The sequence below is a fragment of the Pseudobutyrivibrio ruminis DSM 9787 genome, assembly GCF_900218035.1.
Lineage (GTDB): Bacteria > Bacillota > Clostridia > Lachnospirales > Lachnospiraceae > Pseudobutyrivibrio > Pseudobutyrivibrio ruminis.
The window spans coordinates 25,831-52,336 of the sequence record NZ_OBMR01000012.1; the positions used below are offsets into that span (position 1 = coordinate 25,831).

A 26,506-nucleotide genomic window follows, 5' to 3' on the forward strand; every position below is an offset into this window, starting at 1 on the left:
ATCTATAGTGTAAATGTAGCAATGTAAACAGGATTCTGTCCCTGTAATATGTTGTAGTCTCCTGCTTTTTTAGCTTTACTTACTGCAATCTGTACTACATCAACATCATTAAAATTATACTTCTTAATCACAGAATTAATCTCTGCGATAGTTTCGATTGTAACGGAATTGATGACTACCTTAATTGGCTTTTCATACTTCATCAATACCTGCAAAATATCCTCAAGTCTGCCTCCACTTCCGCCAATAAAAACATGGGTTGGTGCTGGCAAATCATGAAGTGAATCTGGTGCGATACCAGAAATCAAATGAACATTTTTCAAACCGAACTTATCAATATTCTTTTGAATAAGCTGGCATGCTTCTGGTTTGAATTCTACTGCGTATACCTGAACCGATGAATCTAATAATCCCATTTCAACAGCAACAGAACCGCTTCCACTTCCAATGTCGTAGCAAACAGCATTTTTTGTAATCTGTAATTTGCAAATTGAAAGAGCTCTAATCTCCTCCTTAGACATAGGAACTTTATCTCTATCAAAAGCTACATCCAAAAGTCCTGGAGTAAGAACCTTTGCTTCCGGTTTGTTATTTTTAATAAATACAGTGGAAAGTCCATCTTCATTGAAGTTGCCACACTTGTCTATTGAAAGTCTTTGAACCTTCTCATCAGCATAAAGATTTGTTCCAACAAGTATTGAAAATCTTGGTGTTCCTGCTGTATCAAGATTCTTTAGGATTTCACCTATTGCCCTAACATCCTTACTGCCTGATGTTATGACAAACACTTTTTCATTGTGTTTTATTTGCTCAGTAAGTAAAGGCATCCACAATTGTTCTTCAACACCATGGGTGCTTAGAAGCTTTGCATCCTGCCATGACTCACCAATTCTGGCAGCCAAGGCACTAATTGATGATATTCCAGGTAGAATGTTTGCTTTGAGAAGTGACTCTTTATCAAGTGCCTCCTTTAGCTTTTTAGCTCCGCTGTAGAAGCCTGTGTCTCCTGAAAACAATACAACTGCTTTTTTCGTACCAAACTTTATATCAGCAGCTAGCTCACTTAGCTTAGGTACAATATCTTTGGCTAGATAATATGGGAATTTCTTGCTATCGGTTTCTATACCTACAAGCATTCTTGGAGCGCCAAAAATATAATCTGCTTCAAGGATAGCCTGTTCTACTTCTGCTGTAATTGAACCAAATCCCATGCCAAAGCCTGCTAAGGTAACATAGATTTTGGTATCAACTCCCTCAGAGATACCGTATTCAGTTGGTTTAATTCCAAAAAGCTGAAGTACTTTATCTCTCGTCTCAAAAAGTGAATACCCTTTCACCTTTTCTTCTGGCCTTCTGATGATGTAGGTAGGAATCTGAGCTTTATTTGCAGCAACAATACGTGCAGCCTCTCCGCTTGCCTTTCCTCCCTCTTTCATAACAAGTACTTTCGCTTCACTTTCCCGTAGAAACGAAAGATTCATTCCAGCCGAAAATGGCCCCTGCATTGCAATGATCTGACTTCCCTTCAGCCCATTTTCACTGCAGATGCGAATACTCTCTTCACTAGGAATCACTCTTGCTATGATTCGTTCTCTTATTGATTCATTTTTACAAAATACAGCCAGCTCCTTGCTACCTGTTGTAAGGAAAATTTTTCCATTTATTTTTTCTAACGCAACGGCACATTCTTCTGTGGTATCAAAAAATGTGCAGTTGCTGTAATCTACATTTTCTTCATCCCTAACAACTCTGAAAAAAGGTACATCCTTGTATGCGAAAATCGCTGATTCGATTTCCTGCTTAACAACCTCTGCAAAGGGATGTGTGGCATCTATAATGGCATCTGGATTTACTTCAGAGAAAAGCTTTGCCATTTCCTTGAAATCCATTCTTCCGCATCTAACCTGGATGTATTCAGAAGACTCAAGCTGTTGCTTGCCATATTCAGTGGCAACGCAATAAACCGAACCAATTTGCTCATGAGCTAATGATTCAGCAAGAATTCTTCCCTCTGTTGTTCCACCAAAAATGATTACCTTTTTCATTAGATTTCATACCCTCTTTTTGTAACTAACTTCCCCTGAATAATTTCACTTTTACTGTTTCCAACAAACACAGTAGTGAACATATTCACCTGAGCATTCTTAAGCTCCTCAAGAGTGCAGACAACAGTTTTTGTGCCTTCTCTACCAATATTTTCAACATAGCCACAGGCTCTGTTTTTATCTGCTCCCGCATCCAGCATGATTTGACAAGCCTTTTCTAAATAGTCATGTCGCTTTTTGCTTGAAGGATTATAAATTGCAATTGCAAAATCCCCCTGAATTGCAGCTATAAGTCTGCGTTCGATGGTCTCCCATGGTGTAAGTAAATCGCTGAGACTTATTACGCAAAAATCATGATTAATTGGTGCCCCAAGCTGGGCTGCACCTGAGATTGCAGCTGTCACTCCAGGAATAACAGTAATGTCATCTGCAGTGATATTCTGAGACTCATATTCAGGTAATAGCTCATACATTGGTGCCGCCATACCGTAGACTCCTGCATCTCCACTGCAAATAAAAGCAACTATCTTCCCGTCCTTTGCAAAATCATAGCAGGCTTTACATCTTTCAACTTCCTGTCTCATCGGTGTAGTGAAAAACTCCTTATCAGGGAAATGTTCCTTTACCAAATCAATATATACTGTATATCCAACAATCACATCAGCATTTTTCATAGCCTGATATGCTTCGTCTGTCATCATTTCTTTGTATCCTGGCCCCATGCCAATGATATAAATATGTCCTGTCATTTATCCTCCTGATTAAAACTTTAAGTCTATTGTCTTTCTAGTTGCTGCTGCAAGAGTAATACCATTGTCAGCAGTCTTTTCCAGTAGCAAATCTCTGGTTGATAGCCCTGCCCCAAGCACTGCTGCACGCTCACAAACATTTGAAACCCCAACAGTATCTTTTACAAATTCTGAATCAGGGAAATCTCCCTTCACCTGCTGAAGCTCCTTTGATGTGTATGTTAAAAACTTGGCGCCAAAAAACTGAGCCAGCTTTATCAATCCAACTTCGTTTTCTTTTACGTCGATGGTGGCAATGGCGTAAAGATTTTCCCTGAGATATTCGATGGAATACTCACAGGTTACATATGTCAGAAGCTCTTTAAAGCTCTTCCCCTTTTTGCATCCCATGCCAAGAACCAATCGCTTTGGTATTAATGTAAAGCCGGCAGATGCCTCATCTGAGATAACCACATCAGCCTTTCCCTTTTCTATTATTTCTACCTCTTTAGGAACCTGGCCTACAATATTGTTGTCTATCTTTGTTTTGATGGATATCTTTCCACCGTTTAAAACCTTTTTTGAAATATCCTTTATTCCATCTTTATTTATTATTTTGAATCCGTTGTCTCTGGCAAATACATCTATCGCAAATACGTTATTAATATCTGTTGCAGTTGTAATAATCAGACTTGCATTAAGTGCCTTTGCCAATGTGTTTGCAATATCGTTTGCTCCACCATAGTGACCTGACAAAATCGGAATTACATTTTTGCCTAGCTCATCTATAACAATTACGGGACTGTCGGAAAGCTTGCTAGTTACAAATGGCGCTATTGTTCTCACTGCTATTCCGGCTGCGCAGATAAAAACCAGTGGTGTGTGACACTCAAAGGCTTCCTTCGTCCACACTGATAGGTCTATATCCTCAGGCTTTCCCTCGATGATTAAATCCTTGCATCCCGACTTAAGCTTTTCCCAAATGCTTTTTCCATTATTTGTAAAATATGTAACCCCAATTATTCTTGCTTTCATCCTAACTCCTTGCTTTTCTAAACCCTGTCTCGAAGTCTGCTGAATACAATTTTGATAACGCATATCCGGATTTAGAAATAACATCCCCTACTAAAACTACTGCTAAATTTTTGATACCATTTGCATCTGCTGTTTCAGCTAAAGTACCTACTGTACAAATGAATTTCTTTTCATCTGGCCAAGATGCCTTGTACACTATGGCAGCTGGTGTATCTTTTGAGTACCCTCCCTCAATAAGACGCTTTGATAGTTCGTCCATCATTCCACTGCTAAGATAGATGGCCATTGATGCGCCATGTGCCGCAAAGCTTTCGATTGATTCCTTTTTAGGAACTGGAGTCCTACCTTCCATTCTTGTAATAATAAGAGACTGACTAATCTCTGGAAGTGTATATTCAAGATTCAAACTAGCTGCTGCACCAAAGCATGCACTAACACCTGGGCAACTCTCATAGGCAAGTCCTCTCTCATCCAGAACATGCATCTGCTCCTGAACGGCACCATAGATGCTTGGCTCTCCAGTGTGAAGTCGAACTACGTTTTTACCTTCCTCTGTGGCCTTTACCATCACATCCATAACTTCATCTAATGTCATGGTGGCACTATTAAATATTTGGCAGTCCTCACTAGCGTAATCCAGTAACTGTGGATTAACAAGTGATCCCGCATATACGATAACATCAGCACTCTTTAAAAGGTTCATACCTCTTACAGTAATTAAGTCTGCTGCACCGCATCCTGCTCCAACAAAATAAATCATCTAATCTCCTCTAATATAGCTTTGGCCCTTTCTGATTCTGCCAATAAGCCAAACTCATTTGAATATAAAATACATTCGATTGTTATACGACCTTGTGCTCTAAAGTTCAGATAGAACAAAATCTTCTCAAGTACAATATCCATGGTCTCCTTCAAAAGACCTGCATTCTCTATTACGTGTAATGCCTCTTCTGTATTAAGGCAATCTAATATCTTGATAGCTACTGCTGCATCAGCGCCTGCTCGTATAGCACAGCTGGCAAGAATCTCCATTCGTGAATCTGCCTCATGGGAATGGGTATTCATTATTCCGCCGGCAACCTTTACAAGCTTACCTATGTGTCCTGTAATAAGCATTGTTTCAAATCCCAGGTCACAAACCATATCAACAGTCTCACCAATAAAATTGGAACACTTTACACTTTTATCAAGATCATACCCATAATTATCGGCCATAAACTTTAGACCATAGTTGCCTGGGGTTACAATTGCATATTTCATACCAAGAGCCTTCTTTTGATTGAGCTCTACCTTAATAGTATCTATCAATGCCTTTGAACTCATAGGCTCTACTATGCCTGTTGTACCAAGTATGGATATTCCTCCAACAATACCAAGCCTTGGGTTGAAGGTCTTGTTTGCCAGCTCTTCTCCTTCTGGCACCGATATGATTATCTTTAAACATCCATTAAAGTCTAGAAGCTTACATACCTCTGATACTTCTTTTATTATCATTTCCCTTGGGACATGGTTGATTGCCGCATTACCTACCGGTTGATCCAGCCCTGGCAAGGTAACTCTTCCTACCCCCACGCCTCCATCAATAATGATAGAGAGGCTGGAATCAGTACTGCATTCCGTTCCCTTATCCTCAATAGATACTGCTGCAACCACATGACTACCTGTTGTAACATCGGGATCATCTCCACCATCCTTTACAACACTACAACTCACCTGATTCTCATTTAAAGTAATGTCCACTATATCTGCATCAAACATTATCTTTGCAGGAGTCTCTATACTGATTTTTTCTTTTTTAGTTCCTGTTAAAAGCATATATGTAGCTGCCTTTGCTGCTGCAGCTGCACAGCTTCCTGTGGTAAAGCCTTTTTTCATTCTTCACCTCAATTTATTATTTATCTATATTATACAATATGGCATTTACGATAGCCGCTGCTATGTTACTGCCACCCTTTCTGCCTTCGTTAATAATGTATGGCACATCTGAATTTAAAAATAATTCTTTGGCTGCAACCACATTAACGAACCCTACTGGCACTCCTATTACAAACTCTGGAGTGAATTTGCCTTCTGTCATTTGCTCATACAAGGATATTAATGCTGTTGGTGCATTTCCTATTGCAAATATTACCGGTACATTTAAACTGGCAGCTCGTTCCATAGATACAGTGGCACGTGTAACCTGACGTTCCTTTGCTTCCTTTGCCACATCCTCATCTGCCATAAAGCAATGAACCTGCCCACCATATTCTGCTAGACGTTTTTTATTAATACCTGACAAAGCCATATTGGTGTCTGTAACTATATGAGCACCATTTCGTATTAGCTCTTTTGCTTTTTCTATTGCACCATCTGAGTAGCGCATAGTGTTGGCATAATCAAAGTCTGCACTAGTATGTATCACTCTTTTTGTGATAGGTTCCTGCTCCTTATCTAAAGTGATACCCATATCCTGTAACTCTTTACCTATTATTTCAAAACTGCGTTTTTCTATTTCCGTTGGTAAAACGTATTCTATCTCCATATATTTACCTGCTTTACTTAATAAGACTATATATAAAATCCATGTCCAAATTATTTCTTACAACATCTGCAAGCTTATCGTACTCAGCTTCCTTTATAGCATTAAAATCATAATCCTGAGCCTGGAACGCAACTCCCTTTTTTGACGCAAGCGCCTCTACCAGCCTGTATGCCAAATCTCCATTATCGAAAATACCATGTACGTAGGTTCCAAGGATGTTGCCATTTTGTACAAGGATGATATTCCCCTCATCATCTCGCTCTACCAAATCAGGAGACTCTTCCTTGGAAAAAGTATCTTCTATAGCATCATAATCTATGTTTGTTATACCATTGTGAATCTCATAGCCTATGAACTCTTCGCCTGATAATGATTCATAGATACCTGTAAGATCATCAAAGCAATCTTCTGTCTGAGAGCGATGCTTAGCTGACTGTAATGTGGTTATTAGAGGAAGCAATCCTAAGCCTCTGATTGAAGATAATGCAAGCCCATCCTCTGATTCATTCTCCACACCCTCTGGATCCAATATGGTATTTCCCATCATTTGGAAGCCACCGCATATTCCAACAACTGGACCATTTAAAGAGAAACGATTAATTGCAGCTTCCATTCCCGATTCTCTCATCCACTTCATGTCAGAAATGGTATTCTTGCTACCAGGGATAATAACTAAATCCGCCCCTTCTATCTCTCTAGGATTATTTACAAACCTAACCTTTACTCCATTAATGCTTTCAAATGGAGCAACATCTGTGAAATTTGAAATTCTAGGAAGTCGAATAACCGCTATATCTATTAAAGACTCCGAGCTGCTATCCCATTTATTATCAAGCCTCTCGCTAAGGCTATCCTCATCATCTATCATAAGATGAACATATGGAACTGTACCTACTACCGGCACCTTTCCCATATCCTCTATCATAGTGATTCCTGAATCCAGTAGGCTCTTGTCCCCTCTAAACTTATTTATTACAAGGCCCTTTACTCTGGCCCTTTCATCCTCTTCCAAAAGCTCTAGTGTGCCAAGGAGCTGCGCAAATACACCACCTCTATCTATATCGCCAACAAGGATAACTGGTGCATCCACAAGCTTTGCCATGCCCATATTCACAATATCATCTGCTTTCAGATTGATTTCTGCTGGGCTACCTGCCCCTTCTATTACAATAACATCTGCCCACTCTTGAAGCTTATTGTAGGCAGTCATAATATCTGGCACTAACTGCTTTTTATATGCAAAGTAGTCTCTGGCACTCATGTTGCCAACTACCTCACCATTTACAATGACCTGTGAGCCTACATCATTTGTTGGTTTGAGCAGTATAGGGTTCATATATACGCTAGGAGCAACCCCTGCACATTCTGCCTGCATAGCCTGGGCTCTGCCAAGCTCCAGCCCATCAGCTGTAACAAAAGAGTTGAGAGCCATGTTCTGGGATTTAAAAGGAGCAACCTTCAATCCGTCCTGTGCAAAGACTCTACATAGTCCCCCTACAAGCAAGCTTTTACCTACATTTGACATAGTCCCCTGGACCATTATTACTTTTGACATATCAACCTCTCAAGAGCCTGGGCATACTGCCACAAGCCGTCTGCCATAATCTTTCCCTCGCCTGCTGCCATGCCATACATAACTTCAAGATTTTCTCCTGTGAGAATCTCCTTCGGCGAACCTATTTTATAAACACTATTATCGTATATACCAATTACCGCATCTGCTATTGCCGGTACAAATTCCAGTTCATGGATAGACATTACAACAGCTTTATTCTGCTCATGGGCAAGCTTTCTAATGATAGTTAGAATGTCCAGCTTAAACTGAATATCCAAGAAGGAAGTAGGCTCGTCCAAAATCATAATGTCAGTATCCTGGCATATAGCTCTTGCAAGCATTACTCGCTGTCGTTGACCATCACTGACTTTAGAAAAATCTTCACTTACTATGGCTTCTGCGCCAACTAGCTTTATGGCATATGCGATAGCTTCTCTGTCATCATCACTGAGAATTCCCAGTCTACCTGTATATGGATAGCGGCCTGTAGCCACCACATCATAGCAGGTCATAAGCTCTGGATGAATTCTTTCTGTCGTAACCATAGAAACCTTTTTTGCCATAGCTTCCTCGTTAATCTCAGAATCATCCATATCGCAAATGCGAATATTTCCATCAAGCTTATTAAGCTGTCTTGTGATTGTTTTTAGTATTGTTGATTTGCCTGCTCCGTTTGCTCCAACTACCGCTATTATCTCCCCAGCCTTTACATCAAAAGAAACCTGCTTTACAACAGGCTGTCCTTTTTTATATCCCACTTCAAGGGCTATCGTACTAAGTTTTTTATCCACGGCTTAGAGCCCTCCTAGCAACCAACATATAAATAACAACTGGCGCAAGAAATACAGCAGTCACTGCACTGATACTTACCTCAGTAGGTGCAAATGCAGTACGTGCTATACAATCGCAAAGTAAAGTAATTATGGCTCCTCCCATAAAGCATGCAGGAATCATAATTAAAGGCTTTGCTGTCTTCATTGCACCTCTCATAATGTGAGGTACTGCAATACCAACAAATGAAATTGGTCCAGCAAATGCTGTTACGGTTGCAGATAAAATACTAGAAAGTAAAATCAATACAACTCTAAGGTATTTAATATTAACGCCCATATTTCTGGCGTAAGCCTCACCAAGCTGATATGCCCCAATTGGCTTTGACATAACAAATGAAAGCACTAAAGTCACCGAAACAATGATTGCAGATATAATTACATGCTCCCAGCTTATACCTGAGAAGCTTCCCAGTGACCAGTTGTGAAGATTTACAATATTGGAATCATTTGCAAATGTAATGATAAACTCTGTTACCGCAGAGCAAATATATCCAATCATTACTCCACATACCACTAGCAGTGACATGTTTCTAACCTTGCCTGCCAACAGCATTACTATTCCCATTGCAATGATAGAGCCTACGAATGCAGCAACCACCATAATAAGGGAGCTGATATAAACTCCCTGTCCAACCAAAACAACCATGCAAATGGCAACAAATAGCTTTGCTCCTGATGAAATTCCAAGTACATATGGACCGGCAATAGGATTGCCAAAGAAAATCTGAAGTAAATATCCAGATACTGAAAGTGCACCCCCTAGAATTAATGCAGCAATAATTCTAGGAAGTCTTATTGATATGATAATTTTTCCAAACTGAACATCTCCTGGAGATATCAGGGATTTGATAATCTCACTAACGGTAATATCCGCACTGCCAACTCCAAGACTAAAAATAAAGCAAATTAATAATAGTAATGCCATTGAAATAAAAAGGCATGTGAATCTCTTTTTTTCTGAGTTCATAGCTACTCCTTCAGTTTGTAAAAACATTCTCCCGATTTGTAGGAATCTGTAAGTATTAAATGCAGTTCCTCTATAAATTCTGCCACACTTGTGGTCTTTTGGAAATAGCCTTCTCTTAAACAATAAACATTTTTATTCTTCACAGCTTTGAAATCTGCTATGGATGGTGCCGATTCTACTAAATCATCTACACTTTCAAGCTCACCTTCTATTGTGCTGTTATAAATAAGTATATCCGCGTCTACTGCTCCAATATAAAAATCTTCCATTGAAATCTTAATAGTAGATAAAGCATCTTCTGAATCAGCAAGATTCTCCGGTACATACGTAGCCCCTGCCATATCTATCATGGAAGAAATATAATCACCATTTTTTCTAACTGTAATCTGACCATTAGAATTTACAGAAAAGAATGCCACTGTAAGTCCTGTCTCTTCCATATCCATAACAGCCTTTGTACGTGCAACCTGAGCATCGAATACCTCTGTTGCAACATCAAGCTTGCCATACAACACGCCATACAGCTTAATCCACTCAAGTCTTCCTAGAGGAGATGTCTCATAGCTGGAGGTTTCAACCATAACCGGAATTCCCAGGCTTTCAAGCTTCTCCTTTACTTCCGGATTGTGGTAAATCATAGTGTTTTCTATGGCAAAATTGCAACCATCTGATACAAGTAATTCATAATCAGGAGCAGAATACTTTCCTGCATATAAAATATCACCTGCTTTAATAGCAGACGCAGCCTCATCTATGTACCAATCCTTTGAATCAGTGCCCGAAAACTTTATGCTATCAAGGCTGTCTGTATTAACTATCAAATCCATTACTGATGTGGAAACAAGATATGTTTTATCAATATCAGAAAGAACCTGAATGTTATCTGATAACCCATCTAGATTCATATCAGCGCCTTCCAGTGGTCTCAAGAAATACTGATTAACACTTGCTCCTGTAATAGTTATAAATGCATACTCTGCATTGTTATCATCTGTATAATAATCGACTGTAAAATCCTTAGCGTATTCTAGTGCTAATGATTCTTTGAATTTAAGATTACCTAAGCTATAGGAATCATCCGAATCCCCTTTAGTATCTGTGGATTCTTTTGTTCCACCTTCCACCTCTTCACCAGGAGCATAAACAGTCATTTTATACTCTATCTCATGAGGAGTGCTCATAGCTGTAGTGTCACCGATTACAATAAAAGGCTCATCAAATTCCGAGAATGGTATGGTAAATACGGAATTCTCATCTACCGCTGCCTCATTATCATATTTAACATCATCAACCAGCATATAGTCATAGTTTGAGCTTGACCATACCAATTGGACAGTCTTTTCCTCACCCTCCACTAAAACTGTGGCTGGCGATTCTACCGTAGCCTTTCCACTACCACCTGTAAGTGTAACATTACAACTATACTCACCATCTGTAATCTCATTTGTTTTATTTTCTATTTCGTTACTATTAAAAAAGCTGCAGGCTGTTAAATTAATAGCCAGCGCTGCAGCAAAAATGAATCTCTTTTTCATAAATTATTATTCTGCTAATTCAGGATTTGAAACTGAAACCTTATGGTCATACCAGCTTCCACTTTCTCCTAATAATGCTAAATCAAATTCCTTATCTAATGCTTCTACAGGAACATCAAAACCATAAACTGTTTCTGTTGTTCCATCTGAGTATGTTACCTCATCCTCTGTTGGCTGAAGCCAATTTGCTTCGTCCTTTTCTGCATCTGCAGCTGTTCCAAGATAAAGGTTAACAATTTTCTTTGAAACTAATGATACATGGATAGACATCTTACCATTCTTAACTGTAAGCTCGCCCTTGCCATTTTCAGCTTCATTTACATGAAACATGCTGCTGTCTGTTGTAAAGTCAGCAAGATATGTCTCGCCTTCCTTAAGCTCGTCTGTGCTTGCTGCTTCTGTTGGCTCAACACCTGTTGCATCAGATGTGTGCTGAACGTAGATAGCCTGAACATCTGCGATTTCACCAAGTCCTGCAATCTGGCAATCGATTGATTCAAATGAACCATCTGCCTCAAACATTGACTTCCATGAATCCTCATCATCACCAGCCATATCGTTGTTTGCATGGTCACCAGCAACAACCATAAGTGGACGAAGAACAACCTTTGTATAACCAGCTTCCTTAACTGCAGCGATGATGTTCTCGCAAGAAGTCTCTTCTGGCTCACCCTCTACAGTACCGATAAATACGTTTTCATAGCCAAGCTTATCCATCTGTGTCTGCATCTGGCTGTATGTAACCTTTGCAGTGTGGCTTGTACCGTGTCCCATGAATACAAATGCAACACCATCTTCAGCTGCTGCTTCTCTGCTTTCGAAACCACCATCAGCAACTGCCTCAGCTGTAATAGCCTTTGCAACTGTTTCCTTATCTGCATTTACTTCTGTAGCATCTGCTCCTACTTCACCAAGCAGTGGCTCAGCAATCTTTACAGATTCAAACTTATCAGCATATTCTTCAACTGCTGCTGTTAATTCATCATACTCAGCGCCGTGCATCAAATGTGTTGGTTGAACAACAAGGTTCTTAACACCATTTGCAACTGCTCTTTCAAGAGCCTGTTCTACATTATCAATCTTTTCATTATCGCGAGCCTGAATGTGGTTGATAATAATCTGTGCTGTAAACGCACGTCTTACTGACCAATCAGGATATGCTGCCGCAATTGCCTTTTCAACTCCACCGATATCAGCAACACGACTATCATTAAATGAAGTACCAAAGCTTACAACAAGGATTTCATTCTCACCAATATCATCCTGGTTTAAAGGATCATCCTTTGAAGCATCACCTGTATCTCTACCAAAGTAATCTGGGTCTGCATACTCACCTTCTACAAGCTCCTTCTGAGCATCGGTAAGAGCGTCCCATGCTTCCTTTGCAGCTGTACACCCCGCATCTGTCTCATCTGTTCTTTCCTGAACATAAATTGCATCAATAAGTGCTGCTACATTATCTGCTGCCACCTGATCATCAATCTCCTCTGTCTCTACACTTTCCTCTGTAGTTTCAGCTACATCAGCAGTCTTGCCACATGCAGCAAATACAAATGCTGCTGACATGAAAAGTGCTAAAATCTGTAAACTTCTCTTTTTCATGATTTCCTCCTATAAAACCGTTCCAATTAATAACTTGCAAGGAAACTCACGAAAATAAAAAGACTGCCAACGGCAGTCTCTAATCAATCAAAGCACAAAAACATGAGGCAATTAGCCTCTCGGATTCATGCGAATAATGATTCGAGTCCCGCAAATCATAATTACAAGAAATAGGCAGGTCTCCTGACTTCGATCATCGCACGCTTTCTCTTCCCAAGAATACTCAGTGATATGAAAGCGAACTCCCTAACACAGTGACGGCTTCGCTCTGGATTCTCACCAGATTCCCTTTTCACCCATACGTACCTAAATACTATGGGCACCTAAATCCTATGAACGATATAAATTTCTTAAAGAAAATACCACATTTATATTGGAGTGTCAAACCTCCATCAGTCCTTTGCGATTGATAAAATGGCCACTTCATAAGCCGTATATCCATGAATTGGGTTGACTGCTATTTTTCTGATAAAGAAGCTGGTGTAATAATCCTCATCCTGCATATTTTCTATATGAACCCACTTGTCGATATTATTGCATCTTTCCACTGCATCCATAAAATCCTTTGTAGGTTCCTTTTTCTGCTGAATCATAGCATTTCCTAAATCTACTTCATCAAGATATCCTGTCTTCATAAGGAACTTTGCAAAGTTGCGGTTGTATCTAAGAATGTAAGTGCTATCCTCTCTTATTTCTACTACACCGGTAGGAATCTGACCGAAAAACTCATTACTATCCCAGTTGTAATCTTCATTGACAACTGGTTCTACAATATTGACTTTACCAACTGTTGCATAGTAATCGCTTTCCTCAAATACTTCTATGACATTGCCCACTCTGGCGCCATAAATCGTATACCATTCATCAAGTGGAATTGGCTTTGCAAAGTAAAATCCCTGCATCTTGCTGCATCCCACTTCACGTAAAAACTTCACCTGCTCTATAGTTTCTACACCTTCTACAATTGTATCAAGACCAAGCTTTGTAATCATTTGGATAAGCTCTTTTACTATGACATGATTTTTCTTGGACATACCAAACTCACGCATAAAACGCATATCTAGCTTGATTAAATCAAAATCAAATTTTTGCAACATATTTAAGGATGAATATCCGCTACCGAAATCATCCATCCAAACCTTAAAACCTGCATCGTGGAATCTTCTAATCTGCTCAGAAACGAATTCCTCGTCCAATGTAGAGACGCTCTCTGTAATTTCTATGGTAATCATCTCTGATGAAATAGTTGAAGCTTCTACTCTCTTTTTTATTTCATCTACAATATCGCATAATTCAAAATCATACTTAGAGAGATTGATAGAAACAGGAACTATCTGGAATCCCTTCTTAACAACATCTTCCAAATCTCTTAATACGCATTCCAATATGTATAAATCAAGTTTATGAATAAGCTTTGCATCTTCCAGAACATAAATAAAATGATTAGGTGGAATAATTCCTCTAGCAGGGTCAATCCAGCGCGCCAACGCTTCCTCGTCGCATACTCTGCCATTTACAGATCTCATAATCTGCTGATAATAAGGCTGAATCCATCCTTCTCTTATAGCCTTTTCAAAGGTATTAATTACATATTCATAGTGAGAAGCAACAACATGTGTGTTCTCATCGTAAAAAGCATACTTTGAAAGGTAAGCCCCTTTTTCCTTGTCGCTTACAATCTTTGCTCTGTCACAAGCGCTGCTAGCTGGAACATCCTCAAATGCCATGGAGTAAATACCTACATGTACTGGCAAAGTTTTGCCATCATTTGCCCGCTTCATATCTTTGAAAATGTTCTGAAGTGTAGCTTCAATTTCTTCCATCTGTGTAAACACAGCAAAATGGTCAGAACCCATTCTTCCACAATTTTCATTTGAGAAATACTTTCTTAAAATATCACCAAATGCACTTAGTAGGTTGTCCCCCTCCTTGAGTCCAAACTTCTCGTTGAAATATTTCATACCGGTAAAGTCAAAGAAAACTATACCAGGAGTTTTGCCCTCATCTAATATTGCCTGCTTGCCTGCATCTGCCAAAGCAAGGAAATATGACATGTTTGGTAAGCCTGTAAGAGTATCATAAAAATTATCTCTTATCAGACTTTCCTTTGACATCATGTCTTTGAAATTTGAAGCTAATTTTTCTGTAAGGGGATTTTCAAAATCTTCGCCCATACCTTCCACCATATATATGGTACTGGAAAGCATAGTCCCATCCTCTGTTACGAAATGCTCACCGTGAGAATGTATAATTACATAATCATTAATGAGATGTGAAAGTGTCCTGTAAACACAATCGAATTTATCTCCGCCCATGGCGAATTTCAATGCGGCATCTGCAACCCTTGCCTTATCATCTGGATGTGTATCCCGATACATATCTTCGTCGAATAACTTGGTAATATTTTCTCGGGAATCTCCCATAAGCTTACACATTCCATCTGTAACAAGGATTGTCACAACTCTTTTATCTATAAGCTGGTAGATTACAAGAGGAATATTAAGTTTCTCAAGTGCCTTTCTCTCTGTATCCTGAAACTGATATCTAGTCATTTTTCACCCTCCAACTGATAGTTTAGATACTTATGCCTCATCAATACATCGATTATAAATAAAGAATATGAATTAATTGTTAAAAATGATACTTATTCCTCTTGTAAACTATTATTTTATGTCGTAGTTTTCTCGAAGCTCTTTGGCCTTTCTTTCCACCTCTTCTATAAACTCTCGAGAAGATATCAACCTTGCCCCTGCGCCTCTGATAATTACCTGCTCTAAACCGTCAGAGGTTACAACTGTGATATCGTATTTTTTACCATGTTCATGGGTGAATCTCTCTATGTATGCATCGGCGGTCTGAGCCTCTGCTGTAAACACCTGATGAATGTTCAAATAATCAGATGCTGTCACCTCATGGCCTTTCACTCTGTAGGCATCAAAAACTGCAATTACATTGTAGTCTGTCATCGCTTTGTAATTGCTAAGGATATCAAGTAGCTTTCCTCGTGCTCCGTCCAAATTGACATCAAGCACTTCCTTTAATTCCGGCCAAGCGTAGATAAGATTGTATCCATCTACAAGCAGATACTTATCCCTGGCCTTTATCTCCTTTGGCGCTTTGTATACGTAATCTGAATCAACTCTTCTTGGTCTTGTGCTTTCTCCATAATGCCAACCCTTTTTAGGATTTTTACCCTGATTACTGTGGGTGGCGAGCTGAAGTATTTTGTCTATTTCATCTGGATCAAGCCATTCGTCTTCGCTGTGATTCATTCGCTTAGAATTAATAGGAATTTCATCATCCTGGGCTGAGTTGTTTTTTTCCTGTCTGCAAGGTACATGGCATCTATCCTTCACTTCATACCATGGAACAACTTCAGCTGCCCCGTGGGAGCAAAATACAGAAGAAGCAGGATTATCTATATCTGCTTCTGGATCATATCCGTAGGCTTCCATTACCTCATCTGGATTTTTGCATGCTGAATATCCGGCAAATGTAAGGTTGATGTGACCTTGTCCTTTTGTAAATGTCACAAGAACAGACTGATAGTTTCTAATCTGAGATGCTGGTGCATTTCCTCTGATAATGCTAAGACCTCCATTATCCTCTGGCACCTCAAAGGAACCCTTCATATTTTCCACATCAGTCATTACTCTTCCGATTTGTTCTGACGGAACGCTGATTTCAAAATTAAAATATGGCTCCAGGATAGTTGTTCCAACCTCCATAAGGCCCTGTCTGATTGCTCGATAGGTAGCCTCTCTAAAGTCTCCACCTTCGGTATGTTTGATATGGGCTCTACCACCAACAACTGTAAACTTTACATCTGTAAGCGGCGCCCCAATTGATACGCCCAAATGTTCCTTTTCAAGAATATGGGTAGTTATAAGTCTTTGCCAATTGAGCGCCAGATCATCAGTAGAAACATCTGCATCCACCTGGATACCACTGCCTGGCTCTAACGGTTCCATCAAAATATGGGCCTCTGCATAATGACGAAGTGGCTCAAAATGTCCTACACCTTCCACCTTATCTGCAACAGTCTCCTTGTATAACACGCCTGATTCAACAAACTCGCCCTTGATGCCAAGCTCATTTTCTATTCTAGTGAGAATGATTTCTGTTTGAACTTCCCCCATCAAATTGAAGGTTATCTCCTCCAGCTTATCATTCCAGCTAACATTAAGAGATGGGTCCTCATCGTTAAATGCACTAAGCTTTGGATATGCAAGACGAGGCACAGTATCATCTGTAAAATTAAGTGTATATTTCAATACTGGATTTAAGGTCAGCTCTGGCCTATTATCCTCCACTCCCATTCCTTCGCCGGCAAATGTAGCCTTAGGGCCGATTAATGCAACCACATCACCAGCCTTTGCCTCATCTATCTGAGTATACTTAGCCCCGGAATAAAGCCTTATCTGGTCAACCTTCTCACCATTTGGAAGTGTGTTCTTAACCTTTAAGCTTCCAGAAGTAATCTTAGCAAAAGTAAGTCTTGTATCTCGTGCGAGACTTTCGATTTTATATATTCTTGCACCAAATTCAGTTCCCTTTTTCTTTTTCTCTCCTGAATACTTACTTAGCTTTTTCATAAAATCCAGAAGCTCTTTTACGCCTGAATCCTTAAGGGCTGAGCCAGTTAAAACAGGGAAGATTTTCCTTGATATAATCATATCGTAAATACGATAATCAGAAAGCTCACCTGTCTCAAAAAACTCTTCCATTGCCCCTTCATCTTCTGCAGCAATATCCTCGTGATTTGAAAGAAGAACGCAGTTGCCACTAAGCTTTTCTTTGAGATTTGGAAGTAGAGAATCTGCCTCCACAGAAGGCATATCCATCTTGTTAATAAAAATGATTGTTGGAACTTTGTTCTTAGAAAGTAAATCGAAGAGAGTCTTTGTATGTGCCTGAACACCATCGGTGCCGCTTACAAGAAGAATTGCAAAATCCAGCGCCCAAATAGCACGCTCAGTTTCAGTTGCAAAATCCACGTGACCTGGAGTATCAAGAAGTGTAATACTTCCCCCTTCCACGTCAAAAACAGCAGGCTTCGAAAAGATAGTTATCCCTCTATTTTTCTCCTGCTGATCAGTATCTAAAAAGGCGTCCCCCTTGTCTACTCGACCGGTGGACGCCAAAACTCCTGCGTTGTAAAGAACCGCCTCCGATAATGTTGTCTTACCTGCATCAACATGTGCAAGTATTCCCCATGTTGTATTCATTAGTTATACCCTCTAAAGCCTTTACCTATAATCTCGCTACTATTTGTAATTGCAATAAATGCACCAGGATGATTTCTTCTAATGTAGTTCTTAAGATCAACAGCCTGCTGTCTTTTAAGAATAGTTAGAATGATAGTCTTTTCCTGATGACCATAAGCGCCCTCCGCCTTGTAAATGGTAGCGCCCTTTCCTAGCTCCTCTGTAATATATTTTACAATTGGATCTGGATTTGAACAAATGATTGTAAAGTATTTTACCAGGTTAATATTTTCGATTGTCTCATCAACAACTAAAGACTTAGCTAATAAGCCTACACATGAAAATAAACCTGTTTGAATATTAAATACGAAACAAGCGCAAATAACAATAAATACATCTGATAAGAACAATGCCGTTCCAATATTTATGCTTGTATATTTTTTAAGAATCATTGCAACTATATCTGTTCCACCAGAAGATGCACCTAAATTAAAGAAAATAGCAGATGCAAATGCAGGCAAGGCAATTGCAAACATAAGCTCCAATACTGGCTCGTCAGTAAGTGGGCCATCCATTGGATGAATCTTTTCAAGAAGGCTTGGTCCTATAGAAACAAGCAAAGTGATGTATGTTGTTTTGATTCCAAATTCTTTTCCGAAAACAAAGAAACCAAGCACTAACAAAAAGATATTGATAACCAGGTTGATATTTCCTGGAGTATGTGGCAATAGTGCAGCCAGCACAATAGAAATACCGCTGACACCACCAAATGAAAAATGATTTGGGAATTTAAAAAAGTAAATTCCAATAACCATAACAGCAGCTGCTATTGTAAACATTACATACTCATAAATATCCTGTTTGTGCATGTATATTTTATGTATCATACCTACGAAGTCCTTTCGGATAATGATTTTTGATTTGGCCTTTTACAGCCTTTCCCCACCCAATTGAATATCCATCAACTGTAATAAGAGTCCATCCATCCTTTACATCACATCTGATAGATTGACCTGTAAGATATGCATCGATTTCGGCACTATCTGATGATAAGTTATGACTGCTAGTCACCTCTGATGGCTTAAGCGCCAAAGCCAAAGCATGGCTAGGCTCGAAGCGGTTCTTTTTTAATGTACCTAAGAACAAGCCTCCTCTTAATACATGAAGACCATCAAAATCCGGACAGTCCTCTGGCAACATATAAAGCAAATCGTTAAGTAATAGCAGGTTGCCTCTCCACTCCTTTGGATTTGTCATAGTCTCTTTAATGAATATTAAATAGTCATTTAATATTTTATCATTAATTTTCTTTAAGGAATAGGTTTCTCTGTTATCTTTACATTCTTCATATCGATTATCAGCATCTGACTTTTCAAGTAAGGCTGCATAATGCCCCTCACCCTTTACCTGATGAGGCCATAAACGCTGTTCCTTGATTAGCTTCATGTCTGGATGTCTTGAAATGAAAGCCGCAACAGCTTCTTCATCCTCTAATCTAGCAAAAGTACATGTGCTATAGCACATTCTTCCACCAGGGATAAGCATCTCGTACGCTCTATCTAGAATCTCTGCCTGTCTTGCAGCACACATTTCAACAGACTCAAGTGACCATTCGCTACAAGCATCATGATTCTTTCTAAACATGCCCTCTCCGGAACAAGGTGCATCCACCATAATCTTGTCAAAATATTCAACAAAACGCTCTGCAAGCTTGTCCGGATATTCAGATGTGACAATGCAGTTTTTGATGCCGAGACGCTCAACATTTTCAGAAAGAATCTTTGCACGATTTTTCATAGGCTCGTTGGAAACAAGAATCCCCTGTCCATCGAGATATCCTGCAATCTGGGTAGATTTACCACCAGGCGCAGCACACAAATCCAGGCAGAAATCCCCTGGATTTGGCGAAAGCATCTCTACTGGAAGCTGTGCAGAAGCATCCTGAATATAGTAAACTCCAGCACTATGATAAGGATGAAGACCTGGTCTTTGGTCCTCATCATAATAGTATCCATTCGGGCTCCAATCTACTGAGCCTGTCAGCATATGACTAATGGCATCCTTTGCTGCATCGTCTGCCTTTATTGGATTAAATCTAAGGGCTGATATTTTGTTCTCATCATAAGAACGTAAAAACGCATGGAAGTCAGGACCTAAGTCCTGCTCCATGCGATTAACGAAATCAATTGGTAAAAATGTTTGATCAGACATTACATACGCTCCGGTGCTTTGAAGCCAAGAAGATCGATTGACTTCTCAAGAACTCCTCTTGTAAGCATGAGAAGCTTGAGATAGCTAGCCTTAACAGCTGCATCCTCCTCAGCTAAAATCTTTGTATCGTGATAGAATCTATTGAATGCATTAGCTAAATCATAGATGTATGCACAAATCTTGTGTGGTGCCATGTCCTCGTAAGCAGATGTAAGGGCTGCCATGAACTTTGTAAGCTCAAGCTGTAAACCTCTCTCTGACTCTGAGTGAGCTGGCAAGATATCGCCATCAACACTGTCAATTCCAGCCTTAGCAAGAATAGACTTGCAACGAACGATTGTGTAAAGGATATATGGGCCTGTGTTACCCTCAGCAGATGTGAATCTGTCTATATCAAAGATGTAATCCTTTGAAGCCTGGTTTGAAAGGTCACCATATTTAACAGCAGAAAGAGCAACAACTGATGCTGTCTTTGCTGCCTGTTCATCATCCATTGTACCATTCTCTTTGATCTTCTCAAGCATCTTCTCTTCTACTTCCTGAAGAAGATACTCAAGTCTCATAACGCCACCCTGACGTGTCTTGAATGGCTTACCGTCCTTGCCGTTCATTGTACCAAAACCTACGAAATAAAGGTTTTTATCTGCTGGAACAATGCCTGTCTTCTTTGCACAACGGAATACCTGTGTGAAGTAAAGCTCCTGACGCTTATCTACTACGTAGATGATTGAATCTGGATTGTAATCCTTCATACGCCATACCATTGTTGCAAGGTCTGTTGTATTGTAAAGAGATGCACCATCTGATTTAAGAATCATACATGGTGGAACTTCTTTTGTATCTGTTTCTTCTTTAACGTCTACTACTAAAGCGCCCTCTGAAATGTAAGCAAAGCCATCATCCTTCATCTTCTGAACCATATCAGGGATGTAAGGCTGAGCATCGCTTTCGCCCTTCCAAAGATCAAATGTAACATCAAGCTTTTCATAGTTTCTCTTAAGGTCTGTAACTGAAACATTAAGAATGTGAGAAAGAAGTGCCTGATAGCCTCTTCTGCCATGCTGAAGCTCATATGTAGCTGTCATAGCAGCCTCTTTGTATGCTGGATCTTCCTTTGACTTTCCAGAAGCACATGGATAAATCTCCTCAAGCTCTGAAATAGTGAAAGGTGCTTCTGTAGGGTATTCTCCCTCAAAGCTTTCATCAAAATAAACAAGCTCTGGCTTGCGAAGCTTTAATTCTGTGATGATAAGTCCCATCTGAAGCCCCCAGTCTCCAAGATGAACGTCACCGTAAACTTCATCGCCCATGAAGCGAGCTGTACGCTTAATAGACTCACCGATGATTGCTGAACGAAGGTGACCAACGTGAAGTGGCTTAGCAACGTTTGGTCCGCCGTAATCAATCATAACCTTCTTTGGTGTAGCTACCTTATCAACACCAAAACGCTCTGAATCTGATGCCATACCGCTAACAAATGAAGCAATAAACTCATCAGAAAGGTTCATATTTATAAATCCTGGAGGACATGCCTCGCACTTAGAAAACATTGCATTATCAGCTAACTTTTCAACTACTTCGTTAGCGATTGCAATAGGAGCCTTTTTGTACTCCTTTGCTGCTGCCATTGCTCCATTACACTGAAACTGGCAAAGGTCAGGTCTGTTTGAAAGTGTTACCATTGCATATTTTTCATCGTAACCAGCTGCTTTAAAACCGGCGATGACGACTTCTTTTATTTGTCCAAGAATCTCTTTCATCTCGTCCTCCGTATATAATCTTAATCTTGCGGTGTTCAATTATACCACAAACTATTTATGCATACAATTGGATGAATAATTAGGCCGAACTGATAAATATTATCATTATCAAATTTTAGTTTGACATAACTAATTCGCGCGTGATATAGTAGCACGCAGTTAGCTTTTGCTAACTCTTCTCAATTTACAACAGGCGGATTTTTTATTATGAGAAAAAAATTATTATCACTTATAGCAGCTGTTTCTGTATTTAGCACTGCTCTTGTAGGATGTGGCAGCACTGATACAGCTACAACTTCAGATACAAGTTCTGCTAACTCAGCAAACACTGAAGTAACTGGGGATGATTCAGCTTTCCCAATCACCATTGAGCATGCATTCGGTGAGACAACTATTGAATCAAAGCCAGAAAGAGTCGTTACACTTTCTTGGGCCAATCAGGATGCAATCTTAGCTCTCGGTGTTGTTCCAGTTGGTGTTTCTGCAGCAAACTATGGTCTTATGACAGACAACAAACTTCACCTTTGGACAGATGAGGCCTTTTCTGAATTAGGTGAAACAAATCCTAATGTATTTGACGATGAAACAGGCTGGGATTATGAAGCTATTGCAGCAGCTGAACCAGACGTTATCATTGCTTCTTACTCAGGCTTTACTGAGGAAGAATACAATCTCCTTTCAGAGATTGCCCCTGTAGTTCCTTACATCGAAACTGCATGGAAAACAAACTGGAGAGATCAAACTATTGTAAATGCAACAGCTATCGGCATGAAGGCTGAGGGTGAAAAGCTTGTTGAAGAAACAGATGCTTTAATTTCAGAAAAGCTTGAGCAGTATCCAGAGCTTGAAGGAAAAACAGCAGGCTTCTTCTGGATTTCACAGGATGATATGAGCACATTCTATGCTTATCTTCCAAATGATCCTAGAGCATCATATCTTAACGACTTAGGCTTAGAAACACCTGAAAGTATCCTTTCTCTTGCTGAGACAAGTGAAGACTTTTCTGTAACTATCTCACGCGAGAACAGCGATTTATTGAACGATGTAGATATTATGATTGTTTATGGAGATGAAGGTCTTCTTGAGGCAATGCAGGCTGACGCTCTTATGAGTCAGATTCCAGCAGTAAAAAATGGTGCTGTTGTATTACTTGATTCAAATAGCGCTCTTGCAGCAGCAACTACTCCATCAATTCTTTCTATACCATATGCAATCGATGATTATCTTTCATTATTAAGTGAGGCAGCAAATAATATTAATGAATAAAAATAAAGCTATATCAATAACTGTTTTAGGTATTGTAATCCTATTTATTGCGATAGCACTTTCTATAACCTACGGCACAAAGTCCGTAGGTTTATCCCATGTTTGGGATGCAGTTTTAGGACGCAATACCGATGTATACGAAGTAAATATTGTTCAAACGCGAATTCCCAGAACTCTATTTGGAATCATTGCTGGAGCTTCTTTAAGCATTTCCGGTGTATTAATGCAGTCTATTACAAGAAATCCTATAGCAGACCCTAGTATTTTAGGCGTAAATGCAGGTGCGTCTTTATTTATAGTTGCAGGCATCGCATTTTTTAACATCCAGTCAAAGATTTCCTACATTGGACTTTCCTTTGCTGGCGCAATGCTTACAGCCCTAGTAGTGTACAAGCTTGCATCTGTAGGCTATGGTGGACCAACCCCTATGAAGCTTGCAATTTCAGGCTCTGCAACAAGCATCGCCCTATCTTCCATCATCAGCCTTATAGTTATGCCAGATTCCAGCGTAATGACTACATACAGATTTTGGCAAATAGGAAGCATAGGTGGAACTAATTATGATGACATCAAACTTATTCTTCCTATCACCATTCTTGCAATAATAGTAAGCTTATGCTTTTCCGGCAATTTAAATACTCTACTATTATCCGAGGAAACGGCCATCGCCCTTGGCCTCAATGTTAATAGAACCCGAGCAATTGCCGCTATTTGTGGTGTTCTTTTATGTGCAACAACCACAGCATTGGCAGGTCCAATAAGCTTTATAGGTTTAATGGTTCCCCATTTTATTCGCATGATTGTAGGAAGTAATCATATTCCACTTATTATATGCAGTGGCATCTACGGAAGCTCAGTACTTATCATTTCAGACGTGCTTGGAAGAATTCTTGGTCGTCCAGGAGAACTGGAATCTGGAATTATGACTGCATTAATTGGTGCCCCTGTTTTCATATTTATTATCAGAAAGGCCAAGGTACAAAGTCTATGATAAAGCGACGAAGAAAATACATATTTATCCTTTGTATTCTATTTGCCATTACATTGGTACTAGCCTTTTGTAATCTATCCATTGGTGAAAAGAATTATTCGCTAGATCAGGTAATAAAAACTATCCTTGGACTCAGTGATGAAGGTTCATATATTATTGCAAAACTGAGATTACCTAGAACAATTACCGCTATACTTTGCGGAATTGCTTTTGGCGTTGCAGGCAATATATTCCAAACTCTATTAAACAATCCATTGGCAAGCCCAGATATCATCGGAGTTTCATCAGGTTCCACAGCCGCCGCAGTATACTGCATTCTTTTCCTTAATCTAAATAGAAATATCGTTTCTATCATTTCAGTATTTGCGGGAATATTAGTAGCCATATTGATTTACAGAATCTCTTATGTAGGAAGCTTTTCAACTAGCAGACTTGTTCTTGTTGGAATTGGATTTCAGGCCTTTTTTACAGCCATCGTTAATTGGATGGTAATGAAAGCTGCCGAATACGATGTACCAACAGCAATGAGATGGATGACCGGAAATCTCAACGGAATAGTAACGGACTCTCTTCCACTATTATTTATAGTAGTTGTAGTTTGTCTTCTATCAATAATAGCTCTTCGCCACGGCATGCAGTCACTGGCGTTAGGTGACCAGGTAGCAATTATCCTTGGAGTACGTATCAATTTAGTGCGCACAACATTAATAATCTGCTCCGTGCTTTTAATCGCCTTTGCTACATCTATTTCTGGACCAATCGCATCAATTGCATTTTTATCAGGTCCCATAGCTGCAAAAGTATGTGGCAGAAATCAATCCAACATCATCTCCTCTGGACTTATTGGAGCAATACTTGTACTTGGGGGAGATTTCATAGGACAAAACCTGCTAAACACAAGATATCCCGTTGGTGTAATCACCGGCATTTTAGGTGCACCATACCTAATATATTTGCTTATTTCTCAGAATAAGAAAGGAAACATTTAATGGAACACAACACTTTAAAAGCCAACAATATAAAGGTTGGATATGGAAATGGCAACATTCTAAACGATGTCAGCATCCATATCCCAGAAAACAAAATAAGCGTTATACTTGGTTCAAACGGAAGCGGAAAATCAACTCTTTTAAAGACTTTCTGCAGACTCTTAATACCAAACAGTGGAAGTGTCACATTAAACGATACCTCTCTTCTCTGCATAAAAACCAAAGATATAGCCAAAACCATCGGTCTTCTACCACAGTCACTAATCGCTCCAGAAGGCATTAAGGTTGCAGAGCTTGTATCAAGAGGCCGCTATCCCCATCGTAAATTCATGTCTCCACTTACCTGCGAAGACTACGAAGCCATCGACGAAGCAATGGCTGCCATGAAAATCACCGAGCTTGCAGACAGAACTGTAGATGAACTATCCGGCGGCCAACGCCAACGCGTTTTTATCGCCCTTGCCCTAGCCCAGCAAACCGACATTCTATTTCTAGACGAACCTACCACATACCTAGACATCGCCTACCAAATAGAAATCCTGGACCTACTAAAGGAACTTAACCGTACAAAGAAAACCACCATCGTAATGGTTCTCCACGACATAAACCTATCCTCAAAATATGCCGACTACATTTTCGCAATGAAAAACGGAAAGCTTTTAGCTGAAGGCACCCCAAACGAAATCATCACCACCGATTCCGTCAAGCAAATATACGGCATCGACAGCGTGGTAATCGAAGACCCAATGTCCCTAAGCCCCTTCGTAATCCCAATAAGCGCCCACGACAACCTACAGAGGTCCTAAACCTACTATTTACACATTTACCATACATAGTAGTAGGGTCTGCCCCTCTAAGCCACCCGTGGCCCGCCCCGCCCGCAGCGCTGCCGCCCTCACTACAGGGGTACGTCACAGATTTTGGATTATCTAAATGTGTAGTCGCCCATATTTATTAGTAGGTGTTCTTACAAAGTTTTACAATTCTATCGGTAAGGTATGGGTGGAGACGGACAAACACTACACTTAGTAATCATCAGTCTTAAACTAGCTTTGTATTTATTACTATTTGCTTTGGAATGAACTTAGTAAAACAAAAAGAGATATTTGATATGGATAGGCAGCTGCCGCTAGGACGGCGGCAGCAGTGGTCACTTGAAACACGATGTTGAATGTGCCACGGTGCCAATACATACAAATATCTCTTTTTAAGTTTTACTTAGTGAATGTAGTAGCAAAAGTAATAATACAAAGACTAG

The 26,506-nt window shown here is 39.7% G+C and carries 20 protein-coding genes and 1 riboswitch; of the genes, 4 read left to right on the forward strand and 16 right to left on the reverse strand.

Annotation, left to right across the window (positions count from 1 at the left end; all coding sequences use genetic code 11):
- Positions 1–2: 2 nt before the first annotated feature.
- From cobK to argS, 16 genes are all read right to left on the reverse strand, one after another.
- Positions 3–2,045 carry a precorrin-6A reductase gene (cobK, locus tag CRN97_RS11880; protein ID WP_097077027.1) on the reverse strand — a complete coding sequence of 681 codons (2,043 nt, stop codon included), beginning with the start codon at positions 2,043–2,045 and terminating at the stop codon, positions 3–5.
- Positions 2,045–2,794 (reverse strand): precorrin-3B C(17)-methyltransferase, encoded by a 750-nt coding sequence (gene cobJ / locus CRN97_RS11885; protein ID WP_097077028.1) that lies wholly within the window; start codon positions 2,792–2,794, stop codon positions 2,045–2,047. The genes cobK and cobJ overlap by 1 nt, the downstream gene beginning before the upstream one ends.
- 12 nt (positions 2,795–2,806) lie before the next feature.
- A complete protein-coding gene (locus CRN97_RS11890) occupies positions 2,807–3,808 on the reverse strand; it encodes a cobalt-precorrin 5A hydrolase (RefSeq protein WP_179670749.1) in 1,002 nt (333 codons plus the stop codon).
- A 1-nt stretch (position 3,809) separates the two neighbouring features.
- Complete coding sequence (cobM, locus tag CRN97_RS11895; protein ID WP_074789285.1) at positions 3,810–4,568, reverse strand: precorrin-4 C(11)-methyltransferase; 759 nt, start codon at positions 4,566–4,568, stop codon at positions 3,810–3,812.
- A complete protein-coding gene (gene cbiD, locus CRN97_RS11900) occupies positions 4,565–5,683 on the reverse strand; it encodes a cobalt-precorrin-5B (C(1))-methyltransferase CbiD (protein ID WP_097077030.1) in 1,119 nt (372 codons plus the stop codon). The genes cobM and cbiD overlap by 4 nt, the downstream gene beginning before the upstream one ends.
- Positions 5,684–5,699: 16 nt before the next feature.
- Entirely contained in the window at positions 5,700–6,332 is a 633-nt protein-coding gene (locus CRN97_RS11905) for a precorrin-8X methylmutase (RefSeq protein ID WP_044937674.1), read from the reverse strand.
- A gap of 13 nt (positions 6,333–6,345) precedes the next feature.
- Positions 6,346–7,887 (reverse strand): cobyric acid synthase, encoded by a 1,542-nt coding sequence (locus tag CRN97_RS11910; protein ID WP_097077031.1) that lies wholly within the window; start codon positions 7,885–7,887, stop codon positions 6,346–6,348.
- Positions 7,875–8,678 carry an ABC transporter ATP-binding protein gene (locus CRN97_RS11915; RefSeq protein WP_097077032.1) on the reverse strand — a complete coding sequence of 268 codons (804 nt, stop codon included), beginning with the start codon at positions 8,676–8,678 and terminating at the stop codon, positions 7,875–7,877. The genes CRN97_RS11910 and CRN97_RS11915 overlap by 13 nt, the downstream gene beginning before the upstream one ends.
- Positions 8,671–9,687: a FecCD family ABC transporter permease gene (locus CRN97_RS11920; protein WP_097077033.1), complete on the reverse strand. Its 1,017-nt coding sequence runs from the start codon at positions 9,685–9,687 to the stop codon at positions 8,671–8,673. Before CRN97_RS11920 ends, CRN97_RS11915 begins: the two co-directional genes overlap by 8 nt.
- Positions 9,688–9,689: 2 nt before the next feature.
- Positions 9,690–11,222 carry an ABC transporter substrate-binding protein gene (locus tag CRN97_RS11925; protein ID WP_097077034.1) on the reverse strand — a complete coding sequence of 511 codons (1,533 nt, stop codon included), beginning with the start codon at positions 11,220–11,222 and terminating at the stop codon, positions 9,690–9,692.
- Positions 11,223–11,228: 6 nt separating this feature from the next.
- Entirely contained in the window at positions 11,229–12,824 is a 1,596-nt protein-coding gene (locus tag CRN97_RS11930) for a sirohydrochlorin cobaltochelatase (protein ID WP_097077035.1), read from the reverse strand.
- A gap of 156 nt (positions 12,825–12,980) precedes the next feature.
- Positions 12,981–13,166, reverse strand: a riboswitch (cobalamin riboswitch).
- Positions 13,167–13,216: 50 nt separating this feature from the next.
- Positions 13,217–15,376: an EAL domain-containing protein gene (locus CRN97_RS11935; protein WP_097077036.1), complete on the reverse strand. Its 2,160-nt coding sequence runs from the start codon at positions 15,374–15,376 to the stop codon at positions 13,217–13,219.
- Between the two features lie 111 nt (positions 15,377–15,487).
- Positions 15,488–18,052, reverse strand: a complete 2,565-nt coding sequence (locus tag CRN97_RS11940) for a translation factor GTPase family protein (RefSeq protein ID WP_097077037.1) — start codon at positions 18,050–18,052, stop codon at positions 15,488–15,490.
- The gene (locus CRN97_RS11945; protein WP_074789312.1) at positions 18,052–18,918 is read right to left on the reverse strand and encodes a YitT family protein; all 867 of its coding nucleotides are present in this window, start codon (positions 18,916–18,918) and stop codon (positions 18,052–18,054) included. The genes CRN97_RS11940 and CRN97_RS11945 overlap by 1 nt, the downstream gene beginning before the upstream one ends.
- Positions 18,908–20,242, reverse strand: a complete 1,335-nt coding sequence (locus tag CRN97_RS11950) for an RsmB/NOP family class I SAM-dependent RNA methyltransferase (RefSeq protein WP_097077038.1) — start codon at positions 20,240–20,242, stop codon at positions 18,908–18,910. Before CRN97_RS11950 ends, CRN97_RS11945 begins: the two co-directional genes overlap by 11 nt.
- Positions 20,242–22,002 carry an arginine--tRNA ligase gene (gene argS / locus CRN97_RS11955; protein WP_097077039.1) on the reverse strand — a complete coding sequence of 587 codons (1,761 nt, stop codon included), beginning with the start codon at positions 22,000–22,002 and terminating at the stop codon, positions 20,242–20,244. Before argS ends, CRN97_RS11950 begins: the two co-directional genes overlap by 1 nt.
- A 207-nt stretch (positions 22,003–22,209) precedes the next feature.
- Between argS and CRN97_RS11960 the strand changes: the two genes are divergently transcribed.
- From CRN97_RS11960 to CRN97_RS11975, 4 genes are read left to right on the forward strand one after another with little or no spacing between them, the layout of a single operon-like run.
- Complete coding sequence (locus tag CRN97_RS11960) at positions 22,210–23,268, forward strand: iron-siderophore ABC transporter substrate-binding protein (protein WP_097077040.1); 1,059 nt, start codon at positions 22,210–22,212, stop codon at positions 23,266–23,268.
- On the forward strand, positions 23,261–24,259 hold the full coding sequence (locus CRN97_RS11965; protein WP_097077041.1) for a FecCD family ABC transporter permease: 999 nt from the start codon (positions 23,261–23,263) through the stop codon (positions 24,257–24,259). The genes CRN97_RS11960 and CRN97_RS11965 overlap by 8 nt, the downstream gene beginning before the upstream one ends.
- Complete coding sequence (locus CRN97_RS11970; protein WP_097077042.1) at positions 24,256–25,248, forward strand: FecCD family ABC transporter permease; 993 nt, start codon at positions 24,256–24,258, stop codon at positions 25,246–25,248. Before CRN97_RS11965 ends, CRN97_RS11970 begins: the two co-directional genes overlap by 4 nt.
- On the forward strand, positions 25,248–26,054 hold the full coding sequence (locus CRN97_RS11975) for an ABC transporter ATP-binding protein (RefSeq protein ID WP_097077043.1): 807 nt from the start codon (positions 25,248–25,250) through the stop codon (positions 26,052–26,054). Before CRN97_RS11970 ends, CRN97_RS11975 begins: the two co-directional genes overlap by 1 nt.
- The last annotated feature ends 452 nt before the right edge of the window (positions 26,055–26,506 follow it).

What these genes read in the sequence shown, in the direction of transcription:
- cobK (WP_097077027.1), bottom strand. Translation starts at nt 2,045, where the DNA reads ATGAAAAAGGTAATCATTTTTGGTGGAACAACAGAGGGAAGAATTCTT.
- cobJ (WP_097077028.1), bottom strand. Translation starts at nt 2,794, where the DNA reads ATGACAGGACATATTTATATCATTGGCATGGGGCCAGGATACAAAGAA.
- CRN97_RS11890 (WP_179670749.1), bottom strand. Translation starts at nt 3,808, where the DNA reads ATGAAAGCAAGAATAATTGGGGTTACATATTTTACAAATAATGGAAAA.
- cobM (WP_074789285.1), bottom strand. Translation starts at nt 4,568, where the DNA reads ATGATTTATTTTGTTGGAGCAGGATGCGGTGCAGCAGACTTAATTACT.
- cbiD (WP_097077030.1), bottom strand. Translation starts at nt 5,683, where the DNA reads ATGAAAAAAGGCTTTACCACAGGAAGCTGTGCAGCTGCAGCAGCAAAG.
- CRN97_RS11905 (WP_044937674.1), bottom strand. Translation starts at nt 6,332, where the DNA reads ATGGAGATAGAATACGTTTTACCAACGGAAATAGAAAAACGCAGTTTT.
- CRN97_RS11910 (WP_097077031.1), bottom strand. Translation starts at nt 7,887, where the DNA reads ATGTCAAAAGTAATAATGGTCCAGGGGACTATGTCAAATGTAGGTAAA.
- CRN97_RS11920 (WP_097077033.1), bottom strand. Translation starts at nt 9,687, where the DNA reads ATGAACTCAGAAAAAAAGAGATTCACATGCCTTTTTATTTCAATGGCA.
- CRN97_RS11925 (WP_097077034.1), bottom strand. Translation starts at nt 11,222, where the DNA reads ATGAAAAAGAGATTCATTTTTGCTGCAGCGCTGGCTATTAATTTAACA.
- CRN97_RS11930 (WP_097077035.1), bottom strand. Translation starts at nt 12,824, where the DNA reads ATGAAAAAGAGAAGTTTACAGATTTTAGCACTTTTCATGTCAGCAGCA.
- CRN97_RS11935 (WP_097077036.1), bottom strand. Translation starts at nt 15,376, where the DNA reads ATGACTAGATATCAGTTTCAGGATACAGAGAGAAAGGCACTTGAGAAA.
- CRN97_RS11940 (WP_097077037.1), bottom strand. Translation starts at nt 18,052, where the DNA reads ATGAATACAACATGGGGAATACTTGCACATGTTGATGCAGGTAAGACA.
- CRN97_RS11945 (WP_074789312.1), bottom strand. Translation starts at nt 18,918, where the DNA reads ATGATACATAAAATATACATGCACAAACAGGATATTTATGAGTATGTA.
- CRN97_RS11950 (WP_097077038.1), bottom strand. Translation starts at nt 20,242, where the DNA reads ATGTCTGATCAAACATTTTTACCAATTGATTTCGTTAATCGCATGGAG.
- argS (WP_097077039.1), bottom strand. Translation starts at nt 22,002, where the DNA reads ATGAAAGAGATTCTTGGACAAATAAAAGAAGTCGTCATCGCCGGTTTT.
- CRN97_RS11960 (WP_097077040.1), top strand. Translation starts at nt 22,210, where the DNA reads ATGAGAAAAAAATTATTATCACTTATAGCAGCTGTTTCTGTATTTAGC.
- CRN97_RS11965 (WP_097077041.1), top strand. Translation starts at nt 23,261, where the DNA reads ATGAATAAAAATAAAGCTATATCAATAACTGTTTTAGGTATTGTAATC.
- CRN97_RS11970 (WP_097077042.1), top strand. Translation starts at nt 24,256, where the DNA reads ATGATAAAGCGACGAAGAAAATACATATTTATCCTTTGTATTCTATTT.
- CRN97_RS11975 (WP_097077043.1), top strand. Translation starts at nt 25,248, where the DNA reads ATGGAACACAACACTTTAAAAGCCAACAATATAAAGGTTGGATATGGA.